Here is a 15,253-nt window from a genome sequence, read left to right on the forward strand (position 1 = left end):
CACCTGTTATGTGGAGACAGTAGGGTTATATTTACCAACACTATTAACTCTGTTGGCGATTAGGGTAGTCGTAAAAATCGGTTGAGCCTATCCTTCCCGGCGAAGTCGCCGAAGGACGAACTCGCGATCTAAGTTCGAGAGGAACGGCCCGAGCTTTGGCCCCTGTTCCTCGTCGAAAAAGAGGCGGTAGCCCGTTCCGAAGAAGTCGCCCATGTCGATGTCGTGGCGCTTTGCGGTTTCGTAAATCTCCTCCTGAATCTCGTCGCCGTCGTGGCCCGCTTCGATGAACTCCGCGAGTTCATCGAGTGCAACCGCGGTTTCGGCGTCGAAGTCCGCCTCGGGCATCTCGGTTCGTTTCAGGTCGTAGTCGTACTCGTTGCTCGTCCGCTGTGCCCACGTCTGCGCTCGTTCCACTCGCGCAAGTGCTTCCTCGACTGCCCACTCCGGCGCGTCGTCGGGGATGTGGCCCTCTTTTCGCGCGATTTCCTCGCGGAGGTCGGGGTCGTCGGTCATGCCCAAAATCGCTGCGAAGGTGTACGGAATCCGGATTCGTTCGGGTCGAACTTCGTCCACGACCATCGGATAAATTCGCTCTGCGAGCGCGGTTTCCCGCTCGTCCGCGCTCTCCTCGCCGAAGTAGATTCGCTCGAATCGGTCGAACTCGTCCACGAGCAGGTCGAGGCGACCGATATCGAAGTCGCGCGCCTTGTTCGGGTCTTTCGTGAAGAAGTACCGGAGCACCTCGGGTTCGAGGAGTTCCAGCACTTCCGAAACCAGCACGATGTTCCCTTCCGAGGACGAGAACGGCTTTCCGTTGAGGGTGAACCACTCGTAGGTCATCGGAACCGGCGGTTCGAAGTCCATCACGTTTCGCGCGATGTCGTCGCCGCTCGGCCACGAGCCTTCGGCGTGGTCTTTGCCGAACGGTTCGAAATCCACGCCCAGCGTCTTCCACTGGGCGGGCCACTCGAACCGCCACGGCAGTTTGCCCTCTCGGAGTGTGGCGGTGCCTTCGTGGCCACAGCCGTCGATGGTGTTGTCGCCCGCCTTCAGGTCGGTGCAGACGTATTCGACGGTTCCTGCTTCCGTGTCGAAATCGGTCACCGTCTCGGTCACTTTCCCGCATTCCTCGCAAATCGGATTGAACGGAATGTAGTCGTCGTCAACCTTGTCCTGATACTCGGCGAGCACTTCGCGGGCTTTTTCGGAGTTGTCGAGTATTTCGGCGGTTACGTCCTCCAACTCGCCGGACTCGTACATCTCCGTGTTCGACATTACGTCGATGGGGACGGAGAGCAAATCAGCGCTCTGCTGGATGAGGTTCGAGAAGTGTTCGCCGTAGGAGTCACAGCAGTCGAACGGGTCGGGAATGTCCGTGTACGGTTTTCCGAGGTTTCGACCGAGCGCTCCGGCGTTCACGTCGCCCAACTCCACGATGTTGCCGTCCAAGTCGGCCAGTTTTCGTGGCAGTTTCCGAAGCGGGTCGCGGTCGTCCGCGGTGAACACCTGTTTTACCTCGTGGCCTCTGTCGCGGAGCGCTTCCGCGACGAAGTAGCCACGCATGATTTCGTTGACGTTGCCGAGGTGCGGAACGCCGGATGGAGAAATTCCGCCCTTGATGATGATGGGTTCGTCCGGGTCGCGCGCTTCGATTCGGTCGGCAACCTCGTCGGCCCAGAAGACGTGGTGGTCGTCCGCTCCCTCGTCTCGTTCGTCCATCGGTGCCGTGCCTGCGCTCATTCTTGAACCCAGTAGGTCATCTCGTCGTCCGTCCCGTGGGGGATGATGTCCGTTCCGTCGTGTTCCCCGTTGAGGACGGCGTCGGCGATTCGCTCCGGTTCGGTTCCGTCGAGAACGATGGTTCTGACGCCCGACCGTTCGATGAGTTTCGCGGCCAGCAGGTCAACCGGCGAGGAACTACCCGCAGTCATTTCGAGGTCGGCGATAACGTCCACGAGTTCGCCCGCGGACAGTTCGTCGTACTTCGTCGCGTCGTCCACTTCGTTCGGGTCGTCGCTGAACACGCCGTTGACGCTCGTCGCGTAGACGAGCAAGTCCGCGTTCGTGTATTCAGCCAGCGCCGCGCTCACGGCGTCGGTCGTCTGACCGGGCATCACGCCGCCCATGACTGCGATGTCGCCGCGGTGCATCGCAGTTCCGGCTTTTTCGTACGTTTCGGCTGGACTCGGGGCGGCCTGCTCGCCGAGTGCGGCAATGAGCAGACGAGCGTTGAGTCGCGTTACGTCGATACCGATGTCGTCCAGTTCGATTTCGTTTGCGCCGAGGTTGCGCGCTGTACCGATGTACTCACGCGCGACGCCCCCGCCGCCGACGACTGCGCCGATGGTACACCCTTCGTTTGCGAGCGATTCGATGACTTCGGCATGGCCACGGACGCGCTGGGACTCCAAGTCCGGCGCGAGCACGCTCCCGCCGATAGAAACGACCACCTTCATACTACCGCCGACTTACCGGGACTTGGCCTTAAGCGTTCTCAACTTCCGACCGAAGGCTAAAAGCGATTCGCCACCTGCGTTACGCCCATGAAGGTACTGGGTGTCGTCGGGCGCGAGTCGGCGGCAGTCGCCGACCGACTCGCGTCCGAACTCGCGGAACAGGGTCGGGTCGGCGTCGTCACGTCTGACGGTTCGAACCCGGCGGTTACGAGCGACGCAGTCGATTCGACTGCGTCGCTCGACTCGTCTGTTCCTACCACGTTCGAACTCGGCGAACGTGGTTGGAGCGCCAGCGGGACGAACCGTTCCCTGTCCGACGTTTTGGACGAACTTGCGCCGACACACGACTACGCTATCCTCGCCGGATTTCCGGACATTGACATTCCCGCGATTTCGCTCGGTGACACAGCCTCCGTCGGCGAACCGCTGATTCGCGCGGAAAACGCGGACAGTCTCGAAATCGAGGCTGTCCGCGATGCGGTCGGCGGAGTCGAGGAGTACGAAACGCTCGAATCGCTCGTCGCGCGTGCGAAAGAATCGCCAGATGCGGAGCGCTCGGGCGCGATTGCCACCTTCACGGGGCGCGTCAGGGCCAAAGATAGCGACGACGACACGCCGACCAAATCCCTCGAATTCGAGATGTACGATGGGGTCGCACAGACGAAACTGAAGGCCATCCGCGAGGAACTCGAAGCACGCGAGGGCGTTTTCACTGTTCTCATGCACCACCGAACCGGCGTCATCGAGTACGGCGAGGACATCGTTTTCGTCGTCGTCCTCGCTGGCCACCGAGAAGAGGCGTTTCGAACCGTCGAGGATGGCATCAACCGACTGAAAGCAGAGGTGCCGATTTTCAAAAAAGAGGTGACTACGGACGAACAGTTCTGGGTTCACGAGCGGTAGGCCGAAGATATCGGTGTGATTTGTCCCGGTTTTCGAGCCGAGTGTGTCGGAATGGTGAGTTTGTGAAATAAAAACTGAGGGGAGTCTATAAACTTTCTAAGAGATTTTTAGCAGTTTGTAAATCGTCGTTTTTACCCGCATTCACGTCGATTTCCGCTCAATTGGACTGAATATTCCCGAAACTACCCTAAGATTCCTCCCTTTATAACATCCCTCCCGTCTATCCAGAAACTGGAGTCAGCACATGAGCGCTACCACCCAAGTTGCCCCTGAGAGCCCTGAACCGGAAACCAAAGAAGCCCGACTCAAGCAGTACCTGTGCGAGAAGGCAAGCGACGGAGAGATGTACTTCAAAAGCAAGTTCATCGCGGACGAAGTTGACCTCTCCGCGAAGGAAATCGGTGCGCTGATGGTGAAACTGACCGACTGCGCCGAACTCGAAGTCGAGAAGTGGTCGTACACGAGTGCAACCACGTGGCGCGTGGCCCCTGCGTAAGTTCCTCGACCCCTAGTCCCCGCACGACCAACCTCCAACGACACCCCGCAACACCACTGCAACCACACCCCACTCCGCACCCGCAATCTGCCACGCGCTGTCACGCGAAATCCCGCTCCGAAACGGCAACCCGTCCCCTCGAAGCACCCTAACAAAAGACACCCCACCTCGAAACGCCCGCAAATCGAACCCCAGCAGAACAGTTCCCGAACGCCCCGTGCCATCCACTCCCTGAACGACCCCGCCTCCCCTGAACTCTCCCACCCGCTTCCCTGCGAACCCCCCCACACGCTTCCCATTCCCCCTCAAAACGACACATCCCTGAGTCCCCTGTACGTCACACTCCCAACTGCCACGGCGACACCCTCTGACCCCTGAATCCCCGTTTTCCGCCTTCGACGCATTTGTAATGTCTCACCGATTCCGTTCGACCAGTGTCACTCCTCTCCGCATTGACGAACGCCATTCTTCCGGTTCTCTCGGTTGCGGCCGTCGGTTTTCTCCTCGGAACCCTCCGCGACATCGACGTTGACGCGCTCGGCACCGTCACCATCTACATTCTGACGCCCGCGCTGGTTTTTCACAGTCTCACGACGACCTCCATCGGCGGAAAAACGGCGCTCAACCTCGCAGTCGCTGTCGTCGTCTTCACCCTCGGGATGGTGACGTTGGCGGAGTTCGTCGGGCGTGCGCTCGGCGAGTCGGAACCGGTTCTCGGTGCGCTCGTGTTGGCGAGTTCGTTCCCGAACGCCGGAAACTACGGGATTCCGCTCTCGCAGTTCGCCTTCGGCGAAGTCGGCAGGAGTACCGCGATTCTCTACATCGCGGCCCAGTCGGTTCTCACCTACACCGTTGGTGTTTACCTCGCTTCGCGTGGAAACGGCACGTCGAATCTTTCGGCACTGAAAGAGGTGTTCAAACTCCCGCTCGTGTACGCGGTTTTGGCCGCCGGAATCGCACGTGCTGTCGGTTTCGTCCCGCCTGTCGATTCGGCGGCGATGGAGACGCTGAAACTGACCGGCGATGCCGCGATTCCCGTAATGTTGCTCATGCTCGGGATTCAGCTGGCCAACACAGATTCCGGTGCCGCCATCACGCGCGTGGGCGTCTCAAATGTGATGAAGCTCCTCGTCGCCCCCGTCGTCGCCGTGGGCGTCGTCTTCCTACTTGGATTCGAAGATCTGACCGTTGCACGGGTGTTCGTCCTCGAATGTGCGATGCCGGCGGCGATAACCCCGCTCATTCTCTCTATCGAATACGACGATGGAAGTGTCGGCCTGTCCGCGCCCGAATACGTGAGTACCGCGATTTTTGTCAGCACATTGGCAAGCGTGCCGGTGTTGACGCTCCTCATCGCCATCTTGCAGTCAGGCGCCATCGTCTAGGGGTTTATACCGATTCGTTCCGTACTAAGAATGAATGGCTTCGACCGAGCCGCCCGAGAATGGACCTCCACTCGAACGACTTCATTCCGTGTTTCGGGTGTATGACGTTCGTCGAGATGGTGACCAATTGGTCTACTACGGAGAACCGCTGGTGCCGCAAAATCGGCTGATGAAGACTGTGTGGCCCCTGTTTCGAGAGCAAGGCTACGAGGTCATGCTCTCGACGCGAATGGGTGAATACGTTCTCGTGGCTGAACCGGTCGAACTCGGGCCGAACGGCGTTCCGTGGAAGAACGTTTTTCTCTTCGTTGCGACAGTTCTTTCGACACTTTGGGCGGGCGCATCGTGGTACCACGTCAATCCCCTTTCGAACCCGATAGAGGCGCTGTTGACCGCGTGGCCGTTTACGCTTGCTGTCCTCGGCGTCCTCGGAACCCACGAACTCGGCCACTACGTGATGAGTCGGTATCACGGCGTGAACGCGACACTGCCGTACTTCATCCCCATGCCGACACTCATCGGGACGATGGGGGCCGTCATCCGGATGAAAGGCCAGATGCCCGACCGAGAGGCGCTGTTCGACATCGGCGTCTCCGGCCCGCTCGCGGGCCTCGTTGCGACGGTTGTCGTCACCGCAGTCGGCCTGACGATGGAGCCGGTAACCGTCTCACAGGAGATGCTCAACAGCGCGTCAACCATCGAGGTGAAGTTCGGCTACCCGCCGCTGTTGCAGGGAATCGCCGCGATTATGGGTGAACCCCTGGCCTACGATAACGACCCGACGAAATCCGTCAATCCGGTCGTTATCGGCGGCTGGGTTGGGATGTTCGTCACGTTCTTGAATCTCATTCCGGTCGGCCAACTCGACGGCGGCCACATCGTCCGCGCGATAATCGGAGAACGACAGGAGAGCGTCGCGGCACTCGTTCCCGCGGTTTTGTTCGGACTGGCGGCTTACGTCTTCTACGTCCTCGATGTGAGCAACGCGACGGTGCTTTGGGTTATCTGGGGCTTCCTCTCGATGTTCTTCGCCTACGTCGGCCCTGCGACGCCGATAGACGACGGCGAACTCGACTCGCGCAGAAAGCTTATCGGGATTCTGACCTTCGTCATTGGCCTGCTCTGTTTCACGCCGACGCCGATTCAAATTATCTCCTAACCGACTCGCCGCGTTACTTTTCTCCCTGTCCGTGCGTGTAACCGCGGTCAGGGAGCGGTTTTTCGTCCATCACCACTCCGGAGTCGGTGACGTCACCGACCACGGAAATCGGCGTCGGTGACGCTTTTCGTGCCGCAGCGAGGTCGTCTTCTGCAAGCGTGAACACCAGTTCGAAATCCTCGCCGAAAAAGAGGCTCAATGCTTGTTCGTCCGCTTCGTCCTCCGCAACGTCACGGACGCTTTCCGCGACCGGAATGGCATCGCCGTCGAGGGAAAAGCCGCAGTCGCTCGCCTCCGAGAGTTGGTGAACCGAGCGCGCGAGGCCGTCGCTCGAATCCATCATGGCGGTTGCGTAGGGTGTGAGTGCCCGTCCCGCGGGCACTCGCGGGTCGAACCGAAACAGGTCGTTTGCGCGCTCTTCGTTTCCTGCCTCAAACAGGCGGAGGGCCGCGCCGCTCCGGCCGAGCGTTCCGGTCACGCAAAGTACGTCACCGGGTTGCGCTCCCGAGCGAAGCACTGGGTCGTCGGTTCGGCCCAGTGCGGTCGTCGTCACGGTGAACTCCGAAAACGTGTCGAGGTCGCCGCCGACGTAGCGCGCATCCACGGATTCACACACGTCGCTCGCGCCCGCGACGAACGCTTCGAGTTCGTCGCGGGCGAAGTCGGAATCGGCATAAACGGCGACCGCGGCGACGGCCTCTGCCCCCATCGCGGCGACATCCGAGAGGGAGGCACCGACCGCGCGCCATCCGGCGGTGTATTTTTCCGTTCCGTCGGGAAAATCCGTCGTCTCGTGGAGCATGTCGGTCGTTATCACTAATCCATCCACGACTGCCGCGTCGTCGCCCGCGTCGGGGAGTTTGCCCGCCAGCAGTTTGAGCGCGGCCCGTTCGTCCATATCGGTCGTTCTATCGCGCCGGGAAAAAAGCCGAACGGTCTTCGTTGGCTTCAAGCAGTCTCGCTGATAGGAGGCAACTGATAACTGATGCGCCTCGATTTTGGTGACCTGCGAACGGTGACTGTCGGATTCGTCGCCGCAGTCGCCGTCTTGTTGGTCGTTTTCTCCATCGTCGGCATCGACCATGTGGTGTCGGCGCTGTCGATGGCCGACGCGCGATTCGTCGTCGCAGTCGCAGTGGTTGCTCTCCTCTGGTTGTTCTCGTGGGCGATGTCACTTCGAACCGTCCTCGGCATTCTCGGCGTTCACATCTCGTCGCTCCGGGCGTTTTTCCTCTACGCGGGCGCGACGTTCGCGAACAACGTGACGCCGTTCGGGCAGGCGGGCGGGGAGCCATTCACAGCTCTGCTCATCTCGCGGGTTACCGACGCCGAGTACGAGACGAGTCTCGGCGCGATTGCGACCGTGGACTCCATCAACTTCGTCCCCTCCATCTCGTTCGCGCTGGTCGGCGTAGCCTACTACGCGACCGTTCTCACGCTCGGCGACACAATCGAACTGGTCGCGCTCTCAATCGCCGCACTGGCGATCGCCGTTCCCCTCGCGGTGCTGTTCGCGTGGCGCAACCGCGACCGATTGGGGTCGGGTGTCGCGGGCGTCGTCGTTCCCGTGGTCGGAGTCATCGCTCGAATCGTTCCTCCCGTGAATCCAACTACGGAATCTGCCGTCGAACGGCGGATTCAGGGCTTTTTCGGGACAATCGAACGAATCGCGGGCGACCGCCGCGGTCTGTTGCTCGCTCTGTTCTTTTCTGCCTTCGGGTGGCTTCTTTCTTCTCTCTCGCTGTGGCTCTCGCTCTACGCGCTCGGCCATCCCGTCCCGTTCGCCGCAGTGCTGTTTATCGTCCCGATTGGAAGTATCGCAGGTGTTGCACCCCTTCCGGGTGGACTCGGCGGCGTGGAGGCGGCGCTGGTGATTCTGCTCGTTCCGATTACGGGTGTCACCGCGGCGACGGCAGGGGCGGCGGCGGTCATCCACCGGGGGGCGACCTATTGGCTTCCAACCATGCTCGGCGGGGTGACCACGGCGATGTTGGAAGCCGACAGTGTCAATGGCGAGTTGCCACGGTAGTGCGGGTCGTCTCCCCGTGACTGTCGGCTTCCGGTTCCGGCATTCTAGAAGTCCGCGGTGAGCGAAAGCGGCGGCCGAGACGGCTATCGAGTCCCGCGTCCGAACTCCGTAACGATGGCTTTAAACGCCGCCGAAGGGAATCCAATCGTATGACGACGCTCTACGACGTTCCGGCCGACGCGCTCATCGAAGCGCTTGCCGACGAGCTTGAGGATCGAATCGACGAACCCGACTGGTTCGAGTTCGCCAAAACCGGCGCACAGCGCGAACTGCCACCGGAACAGGACAACTTCTGGTACATCCGCGCGGGCAGTCTTCTCCGCAAGGTCGCCACCAGCGCCCCGGTCGGCGTCGAGCGACTCTCGACCGAGTACGGCGACAGCAAATCCGGTTCGAACCGCTACTCCGTCGCGCCAGCACACCGCGCCGACGGAAGCAAGAAGGTCATCCGAACCATCCTCCAGCAACTCGAAGAGGAAGGGTTCATCAGCTCCAGCGAGAGCCGTGGCCGCGAAGTCACCGGCGAAGGTCGCAGTTTCCTCGACGACACGGCCGGTGAGGTCATGGAAGACCTCGACCGACCGGAACTCGAACGCTACGCGTAAATTCGGAATTTCAGTTTTCGACTATCGGTTTCCTTTGAGTAGTTACGGCTTTACGCGGTTTGTGTGGTTTTTACCGCTGGTTTTCTCGTTTGGTCGATTGCAGTGACTCAAATCACGACTCCAAATACCGCCTTCGCATGCGGACGAGTGCGCCGACCGCTGGCGCACTCACCTTTTTCGTCCCCGACCTCCCCGGGCGCTCGACCACCTGCGCCGACCGCTGGCGCAGGTGTCCTCGCCGCGCGTCCAGACCGGGTGTGTGGATTCCGAGATACCGATGTCCGAAAATTCGAGATTCGGGAAATCCCATCGCCTTTTCCCGCCCGGTCGAACGCTGTTGTCCGTAATTGTTTTTGGTCGTGCGCGGTAACGAAGTGATAAGGCATGAGTGGAAGTCCTGACGACGACCGACTGGAAGAGCTTCGAAAGAAAAAGATGGAGGAGATGCAAGACCAAAAACAGCAAGAAGAGGCCCAACAACAGGCAAAACAGCAGGCCGACGCCCAGAAGAAGGCCCTGCTCCGGCAGTATCTGACCGACGGTGCGCGAAAACGACTGAACTCGGTTCGGATGAGCAAGCCGCAGTTCGCAGAACAGGTCGAACAGCAAATCCTCGCCATCGCCCAGAGCGGGCGCATCAACGGCAAAATCGACGACCAGAAGATGAAAGAACTGCTCCGCGAACTGAAGCCCGACAAAAAGAGCTTCAACATCAAACGCCGCTGAGATGGAACTCGGACTCCTCTACAGCGGGGGAAAGGACTCGACGCTCGCCGCCCTCCTGCTAGATGATTTTTACGATGTAACGCTCGTCACGGCCCACTTCGGCGTCACGGACGACTGGAAGCACGCCCGCAACACCGCGGAAGCCACCGGTTTCGACTTCGAGACGGTCGAACTCGACCACGACGCTGCCATCACCGCCGTCGAACAGATGATCGAAGACGGCTACCCACGAAACGGTATCCAGCAGGTGCATCTGCACGCGTTGGAAACCGTGGCCAGCATGCGATTCGACGCGGTCGCAGACGGCACGCGCAGGGACGACCGCGTGCCGACCGTTTCGCGCGCACAGGCCCAAAGTCTCGAAGACCGCCACGGAATCGACTACATCGTCCCGCTCTCCGGCTTCGGCAGGAATGCGGTCGATTCGCTCGTCACGGCGAACCTCGACGTGGAATCCGGCCCGAGCGACCAGATTCGGAAGGCCGACTACGAGGCGGAACTGCGCTCCCTCCTCGTGGACGAACACGGCGCGGACGCGGTGGACGACGTATTTCCCGCACACGAACAGACCTACGTTACAGGGTTCCACACACCGCGGTAACGCGGTGCCTGCAAAACGTTTGTTCGTCGTTTGGGAGCCGGTACCGCACTCGATTCGAGTAAATCGCCATCTGTTTTCTCGGGCCGGTTCCGCAACGACTGCGTTCTTCGCGGTAGTATCCAACGAACTAAAGCCATCCCCAATCTATGCACTGGCGATGCGCGCCTTTCGAGTTGCCTACGACGGCCGTCCGTTCTACGGATTTCAGCGCCAGCCGGATGTCCCGACGATAGAGGACGCGATGTTCGACGCGCTCCGCGCCCTCGGCGTCGCCGACACCGTGCCGGAAGGGTACGCCGCCGCGGGAAGAACCGACGCCGGAGTTTCTGCACTCTCTCAGACTGTCGCGTTCGAGTGCCCCGACTGGCTCACCCCGTCGGCATTCAACAGCGAGTTACCCAAGTCGATTCGCGCGTGGGCCAGCGCGGAAGTCGTGCCGGAGTTTCACGCGACACACGACGCCTACTATCGAGAGTACATCTATCACTGCTACGCGCCGACGGCAAACCTCGCGCTGGCGAAAGATGCTTCGGGCCGACTCTCCGGCGAAAACGATTTCCACAACCTGACGCCGGACGAGGACGGCACCGTCCGCGACCTCGATATTCACGTCCTCCAAGACGGCGACTACCTCGTGTTCACGCTTCGGGCGGGCGGCTTCGCTCGAAATCTGGTTCGCCGAGTCGTTTCGCTCGTCCACGGGATTGCCGTGGGAGACGCCCCGATGGAAAAAGTCGAGCGCGTCCTATCCGCGAAACCGTTGCAGGGGCCGGAAGGCGTTCCACCCGCGCCAGCACACCCACTGCTTCTCGCGGACGTGGGATACGACTGCGAGTTCGAAATTGAAGAAGACGCCGCAGAAAGCGCGGAATCCGTGTTCCGCGATATGCGAATCGAACAGCGAACTCGGTCGCGGGTCGCCCGTGAGATTACGAGCCATCTCGAATAGTTTCAGCAGCGTCACAGATCGAATAGTTTTATAGTTGTCACCTGTAGCTAGCCGATATGGTAAACAGCGATTTGCTTCGAAACGTGGCCGTGAGCGTCGCCGCCGGAATACTGACTATCTCCTTCGGGCGCTGGCTCGGCGCGACGATTGCCGGAACCATCGACGGATTCGGAATCGTCGTCTTCGCGTTTTTCTACCTCGTTTCGCTCTTCGTCGGCGTTTACGTCATCGTCCGCGCGCTCGGCAATCTCGTCGAGGACATCGTCCGAGACGAGATTGCACAGTAAATCTCCACCTGCATCTCAACGGGAAGTTATCGGCGTTTCATCCTACCGAATCATTTTTCATTCTCAACTGAAATTTATCGACATGAGTCGAAATACGAACGACACCGACTGGCTCTGGCAGGCGACGATGTACATTACCATCGGCGTGGTCATCATGACCATCGGGTCAGGAATCGCCAGCGCGGCCATCGTCGCCTTCGAAATTGCTGGTGCTATTCTCTCGCTGTTTATTATCGCCGGTTCGACGCTGGGCGGCGTCTATTTCATCCTACGCGGCCTCGCTCTGTTCCTCGGCGAAATCGCAGATGGAAAGCGAATCGGACCCTAATTCCACTTCTCGGGCCAGATTCCGGCGGCCCGCATCCCTTCCTCGAACTCGTTTTCGCGGAGGTTCTCCGTCAGACTCTCGGTGGTCGGTCGCGGAATCTCGTCGCGCGAGGCGACTTCCTGAATCAACAGCGCGGCCAGCATGGCGTGTTCGCGGAGATTTCTGTCGTCCACCTTGTCCCGCGTGTCTGCGTGGGTGTGGCCCCAGCCACGCCCACGCGAACCCGGCGCGCTGTGGTCTTGTTCGCTGTGCAGTTGGAGGGCCGGAACGCCCCGCATCAAAAATGGCCAGTGGTCGCTGAAGGGATGGACGTTGTCCTGCTGGTGAATGGGCTGGTTCGCCTGCTCGGAGACGGTTTCGACCACGTCGCGCATCGTTTCGGAGTCGTGGAGATACGCCCGCATGTCGCGGAATCGACCCGCGCCGTCGATGTTGACCACCGCTTTCACGTTGTCGGTGTCGAGCGACCCGGCCAGTGCCTTGGCTCCGAGAAGGCCGATTTCCTCACAGCCGACCCCTGCAAGCCGAACCCGCGTGTCGAGGTTCGTCTCTGCGAGCAGGTGGGCCATCGCAACGACGACGGTGATACCACAGCCGTTGTCCAGTGCACCTTCGGCGATGTCGTGCGAATCGAGGTGTGCGACGACCACGATTTCCTCTTCGGTGTCCGGGCCGAGTTCCGCGATGGCGTTGTGGCTCGTTCCCGGTTCCGTGTCCGCATCGACAGTGAGTCTCGCGGTCGCGTTTTTGCCGGCGTATTCGGTCAACCACGCGCCGGTTTCCTTGCTCACGCCGACGCCGGGAATCGCGGTTTCGTTACCGAAGGTGAGCGACCCCGTGGGTGGCAGTTGTCCCGAAACGTGGTTGTGGAAGATGAATCCCTCCGCACCCGCGGCGGCGGCGTAGCCGAACTTCTCCATTCGATGGATGAACCGACTTCCCGCGGGCGTCGTCGTACTGGCGACAGCGATTTTCCCGGCCACGTCCTTCTCGTCTATCTCGTCGGGCATCCCGTGGCCGACATCGACCAACTCGCCGCGAACGTCGCCAGCGGGCGAGTACGGCAGTGCGATGGTTTCGAACGAGCGTTCAACCGGGTCGGTGACGGCAAATCGTGCGGAACCCCGCGACCAGCAGTCCATGTCGAACGATTCGGTGTGGGCGTTTCGCGCCCCGGCGCGCTCGAACCCTTCGGTGACGAGTTCGGCGGCCCGTCTCTCGCCGGGATGGCCGCCCATCCGGTTTTCGAGTTCGGTCAGTTTCGTCAGAAATTGCCACGGATAGTCATCCTGCCACATTTCGGCGAGCGCTGTGTGTGCCTCGTCAGCCATACTCTCACTGTGTCGGCATTCCCTAAATACCTCTGTCCGGCGGTAAAGTATCCTTCCGAAATCTCAACGTTTACAGGGTGGCTGTTCTTACCAGTATGGTATGAGTTCTGTACCCGAACGAAGCGACATCGATACGCAGTACAAATGGGATTTGGAGAGCATCTACACGAGCGACGAAGAGTGGGAGGAAGCCTACGAAGAAGTCGAAGACAGGCTCTCCGACCTCGAAGCATACGAGGGACAAGCAACGGAAGACGGCGAGACTCTCCTTTCGGTGTTGGAACTCTCGGACGAACTCGGACGCGAAGTCGCAATGGTCGCGTCCTACGCACGAATGCGAAGCGACGAGGACACGTCAGACCAGCAGTATCAGGCACTGTCCACCCGTGCACAGTCGCTCGCCTCGCGCGCACAGAGTGCAGGCAGTTTCATCGAACCGGAAGTACAGTCTCTCGGCCGTGACGAACTCGACCGCATGATTGCGGAGACAGACGGCCTCGAACAGTACGACCACTATCTGGACGACGTGATGCGGATGAAAGAGCACACTCGCTCGGCCGAAATAGAGAACCTCCTCGCGGAGTTCGGCGAAGTCACCGGCGCGTCCGGCGAGATTTACAACATGCTCTCGAATGCGGACATGGAGTTCCCGACGGTCGAAGACCCCGACGGAGACGCGGTCGAAATCACGCAGAGCAACTTCGTCAACCTGCTCAAAAACCCAGACCGCGAGTTCCGCCAGTCGGTGTACGAAGGCTACTTCGACGAATGGGCTGACGTGCGAAATTCGGTCGGCGCGGCCTACAAAAACAGCGCCAAGGCCGACGTGAAATACGCCCGTGCCCGAAACTACGACACCGCGCGAGAGGCGGCACTGGACGGGCCGAACGTCCCGCCGAAGGTGTACGACAACCTGTTGGAGACGGTGCGCGACAACCTCGACAAACTCCACCGCCACGCTGAACTCAAACGCGAAAGCCTCGGCGTAGACGAACTCCAGATGTGGGACGTGTACATGCCGATGACCGAATCGGAGAGTCCCGACCTCGACTACGACCAAGCGGTCGAGTACGTCGTCGAGGCAGTCGGCGCGCTCGGCGAGGATTATCAGTCGAGAGTCGCAGCGGGTATCGAATCGCGCTGGATAGACGTGTACGAGTCACAGGACAAGCGAGCGGGAGCGTACAGCGGCGGCACCTACGACACCCAGCCGTTCATCCTGATGAACTATCAGGACGACATCTCATCGATGTACACCCTCGCGCACGAACTCGGCCACTCGCTCCACTCCCAACTGACGAGCGAGATACAGCCCTACGTGTACGGCGGCTACGAAATCTTCGTCGCCGAGGTTGCCAGCACGGTCAACGAAGCGCTGCTGACCCATCACCTGCTCGAAACCGTAGACGACCCCGAGTTCCGTCTGCACGTCCTGAACGAGTATCTAGAGCGGTTCCGTTCGACGCTCTATCGCCAGACGCTCTTCGCAGACTTCGAGTACCAAGCCCATCAGGTCGTGGAAAACGGCGAGGCGCTCACGCCTGACCGACTGGACAGCATTTACGGCGACCTCAAACGCGAGTTCTACGAGCCAGCCGTCGTGGACGACCGAATCGAGCGCGAGTGGATGCGCATCCCACACTTCTACCGCGCCTACTACGTCTACCAGTACAGTACAGGCATCAGCGCCGCCGTTGCGCTGGCCGACAAGATTCTGGACGAAGGCGAACCCGCCGCGGAACGCTACCTCGACTTCCTGAGCAGTGGGTCGCGGGAGTATCCACTCGAACTCCTCCGTGATGCGGGCGTCGATATGGCGTCACCCGAACCCATCCAACGCGCGCTCGACGTGTACGATACGCATCTCGACGAGATGGAAGAGCTGATTTAGCTCGGAAAGTTTTCCAAACCAAGCTTTTCTCCTCGCTGACTTTCCACCGAAATAACTATTTTCGGATAGTATGAATGATTATATGCTCGAATTAAATGGCAGAGCTG

General features: G+C 60.2%; 17 protein-coding genes. 13 read left to right on the plus strand and 4 right to left on the minus strand.

The window, feature by feature from the left end; translation table 11 throughout:
* Positions 1-87: 87 nt before the first annotated feature.
* Both lysS and pyrH read right to left on the minus strand, forming a co-directional pair.
* Complete coding sequence (gene lysS / locus HL45_RS02720) at positions 88-1,740, minus strand: lysine--tRNA ligase (protein ID WP_049969558.1); 1,653 nt, start codon at positions 1,738-1,740, stop codon at positions 88-90.
* Entirely contained in the window at positions 1,737-2,456 is a 720-nt protein-coding gene (gene pyrH, locus HL45_RS02725) for a UMP kinase (protein WP_049969559.1), read from the minus strand. Before pyrH ends, lysS begins: the two co-directional genes overlap by 4 nt.
* A gap of 87 nt (positions 2,457-2,543) precedes the next feature.
* Here pyrH and HL45_RS02730 point away from each other — a divergent pair, with 87 nt between their 5' ends.
* The 4 genes from HL45_RS02730 to HL45_RS02745 all read left to right on the plus strand — a co-directional run bounded on the left by HL45_RS02730 (position 2,544) and on the right by HL45_RS02745 (position 6,399).
* Positions 2,544-3,359 (plus strand): molybdopterin synthase, encoded by an 816-nt coding sequence (locus HL45_RS02730; RefSeq protein WP_049969560.1) that lies wholly within the window; start codon positions 2,544-2,546, stop codon positions 3,357-3,359.
* A gap of 244 nt (positions 3,360-3,603) precedes the next feature.
* Positions 3,604-3,855 (plus strand): DUF7123 family protein, encoded by a 252-nt coding sequence (locus HL45_RS02735; protein WP_049969561.1) that lies wholly within the window; start codon positions 3,604-3,606, stop codon positions 3,853-3,855.
* A gap of 434 nt (positions 3,856-4,289) precedes the next feature.
* Complete coding sequence (locus HL45_RS02740; RefSeq protein ID WP_049969562.1) at positions 4,290-5,240, plus strand: AEC family transporter; 951 nt, start codon at positions 4,290-4,292, stop codon at positions 5,238-5,240.
* A 34-nt stretch (positions 5,241-5,274) separates the two neighbouring features.
* On the plus strand, positions 5,275-6,399 hold the full coding sequence (locus HL45_RS02745; protein ID WP_049969563.1) for a site-2 protease family protein: 1,125 nt from the start codon (positions 5,275-5,277) through the stop codon (positions 6,397-6,399).
* A 13-nt stretch (positions 6,400-6,412) separates the two neighbouring features.
* Here the strand turns inward: HL45_RS02745 and thiL are convergent, their stop codons facing one another.
* Positions 6,413-7,297: a thiamine-phosphate kinase gene (thiL, locus tag HL45_RS02750; RefSeq protein WP_049969564.1), complete on the minus strand. Its 885-nt coding sequence runs from the start codon at positions 7,295-7,297 to the stop codon at positions 6,413-6,415.
* Between the two features lie 87 nt (positions 7,298-7,384).
* Between thiL and HL45_RS02755 the strand changes: the two genes are divergently transcribed.
* From HL45_RS02755 to HL45_RS02785, 8 genes are all read left to right on the plus strand, one after another.
* Positions 7,385-8,428 (plus strand): lysylphosphatidylglycerol synthase transmembrane domain-containing protein, encoded by a 1,044-nt coding sequence (locus HL45_RS02755; protein WP_049969565.1) that lies wholly within the window; start codon positions 7,385-7,387, stop codon positions 8,426-8,428.
* 149 nt (positions 8,429-8,577) lie between these two features.
* Complete coding sequence (locus HL45_RS02760; RefSeq protein WP_049969566.1) at positions 8,578-9,033, plus strand: 30S ribosomal protein S19e; 456 nt, start codon at positions 8,578-8,580, stop codon at positions 9,031-9,033.
* 137 nt (positions 9,034-9,170) lie between these two features.
* Positions 9,171-9,380 carry a hypothetical protein gene (locus HL45_RS20690; RefSeq protein ID WP_158413651.1) on the plus strand — a complete coding sequence of 70 codons (210 nt, stop codon included), beginning with the start codon at positions 9,171-9,173 and terminating at the stop codon, positions 9,378-9,380.
* A 37-nt stretch (positions 9,381-9,417) separates the two neighbouring features.
* Positions 9,418-9,759, plus strand: a complete 342-nt coding sequence (locus tag HL45_RS02765; protein WP_049969567.1) for a DNA-binding protein — start codon at positions 9,418-9,420, stop codon at positions 9,757-9,759.
* A 1-nt stretch (position 9,760) separates the two neighbouring features.
* Entirely contained in the window at positions 9,761-10,360 is a 600-nt protein-coding gene (locus tag HL45_RS02770; RefSeq protein ID WP_049969568.1) for a DUF7411 family protein, read from the plus strand.
* A 157-nt stretch (positions 10,361-10,517) separates the two neighbouring features.
* Positions 10,518-11,309 carry a tRNA pseudouridine(38-40) synthase TruA gene (gene truA / locus HL45_RS02775; protein WP_049969569.1) on the plus strand — a complete coding sequence of 264 codons (792 nt, stop codon included), beginning with the start codon at positions 10,518-10,520 and terminating at the stop codon, positions 11,307-11,309.
* A 56-nt stretch (positions 11,310-11,365) separates the two neighbouring features.
* On the plus strand, positions 11,366-11,596 hold the full coding sequence (locus HL45_RS02780; RefSeq protein WP_049969570.1) for a hypothetical protein: 231 nt from the start codon (positions 11,366-11,368) through the stop codon (positions 11,594-11,596).
* An 82-nt stretch (positions 11,597-11,678) separates the two neighbouring features.
* Positions 11,679-11,924 carry a hypothetical protein gene (locus tag HL45_RS02785; protein WP_049969571.1) on the plus strand — a complete coding sequence of 82 codons (246 nt, stop codon included), beginning with the start codon at positions 11,679-11,681 and terminating at the stop codon, positions 11,922-11,924.
* On the opposite strand, the gene HL45_RS02790 is transcribed toward HL45_RS02785, so the two are convergent.
* Positions 11,921-13,255, minus strand: a complete 1,335-nt coding sequence (locus HL45_RS02790; protein WP_049969572.1) for a M28 family metallopeptidase — start codon at positions 13,253-13,255, stop codon at positions 11,921-11,923. The genes HL45_RS02785 and HL45_RS02790 overlap by 4 nt on opposite strands.
* 100 nt (positions 13,256-13,355) lie before the next feature.
* Here HL45_RS02790 and pepF point away from each other — a divergent pair, with 100 nt between their 5' ends.
* The gene (pepF, locus tag HL45_RS02795) at positions 13,356-15,146 is read left to right on the plus strand and encodes an oligoendopeptidase F (RefSeq protein ID WP_049969573.1); all 1,791 of its coding nucleotides are present in this window, start codon (positions 13,356-13,358) and stop codon (positions 15,144-15,146) included.
* The last annotated feature ends 107 nt before the right edge of the window (positions 15,147-15,253 follow it).

This window comes from Haladaptatus cibarius D43 (assembly GCF_000710615.1).
GTDB classification, from domain to species: domain Archaea; phylum Halobacteriota; class Halobacteria; order Halobacteriales; family Haladaptataceae; genus Haladaptatus; species Haladaptatus cibarius.

Coding starts and splice junctions, on each gene's coding strand:
- HL45_RS02735 (WP_049969561.1), top strand. CDS start 3,604: ATGAGCGCTACCACCCAAGTTGCCCCTGAGAGCCCTGAACCGGAAACC.
- HL45_RS02770 (WP_049969568.1), top strand. CDS start 9,761: ATGGAACTCGGACTCCTCTACAGCGGGGGAAAGGACTCGACGCTCGCC.
- HL45_RS02765 (WP_049969567.1), top strand. CDS start 9,418: ATGAGTGGAAGTCCTGACGACGACCGACTGGAAGAGCTTCGAAAGAAA.
- thiL (WP_049969564.1), bottom strand. CDS start 7,297: ATGGACGAACGGGCCGCGCTCAAACTGCTGGCGGGCAAACTCCCCGAC.
- truA (WP_049969569.1), top strand. CDS start 10,518: ATGCGCGCCTTTCGAGTTGCCTACGACGGCCGTCCGTTCTACGGATTT.
- HL45_RS02745 (WP_049969563.1), top strand. CDS start 5,275: ATGGCTTCGACCGAGCCGCCCGAGAATGGACCTCCACTCGAACGACTT.
- HL45_RS02780 (WP_049969570.1), top strand. CDS start 11,366: ATGGTAAACAGCGATTTGCTTCGAAACGTGGCCGTGAGCGTCGCCGCC.
- HL45_RS20690 (WP_158413651.1), top strand. CDS start 9,171: ATGCGGACGAGTGCGCCGACCGCTGGCGCACTCACCTTTTTCGTCCCC.
- HL45_RS02730 (WP_049969560.1), top strand. CDS start 2,544: ATGAAGGTACTGGGTGTCGTCGGGCGCGAGTCGGCGGCAGTCGCCGAC.
- HL45_RS02785 (WP_049969571.1), top strand. CDS start 11,679: ATGAGTCGAAATACGAACGACACCGACTGGCTCTGGCAGGCGACGATG.
- HL45_RS02790 (WP_049969572.1), bottom strand. CDS start 13,255: ATGGCTGACGAGGCACACACAGCGCTCGCCGAAATGTGGCAGGATGAC.
- lysS (WP_049969558.1), bottom strand. CDS start 1,740: ATGAGCGCAGGCACGGCACCGATGGACGAACGAGACGAGGGAGCGGAC.
- HL45_RS02760 (WP_049969566.1), top strand. CDS start 8,578: ATGACGACGCTCTACGACGTTCCGGCCGACGCGCTCATCGAAGCGCTT.
- HL45_RS02755 (WP_049969565.1), top strand. CDS start 7,385: ATGCGCCTCGATTTTGGTGACCTGCGAACGGTGACTGTCGGATTCGTC.
- pepF (WP_049969573.1), top strand. CDS start 13,356: ATGAGTTCTGTACCCGAACGAAGCGACATCGATACGCAGTACAAATGG.
- pyrH (WP_049969559.1), bottom strand. CDS start 2,456: ATGAAGGTGGTCGTTTCTATCGGCGGGAGCGTGCTCGCGCCGGACTTG.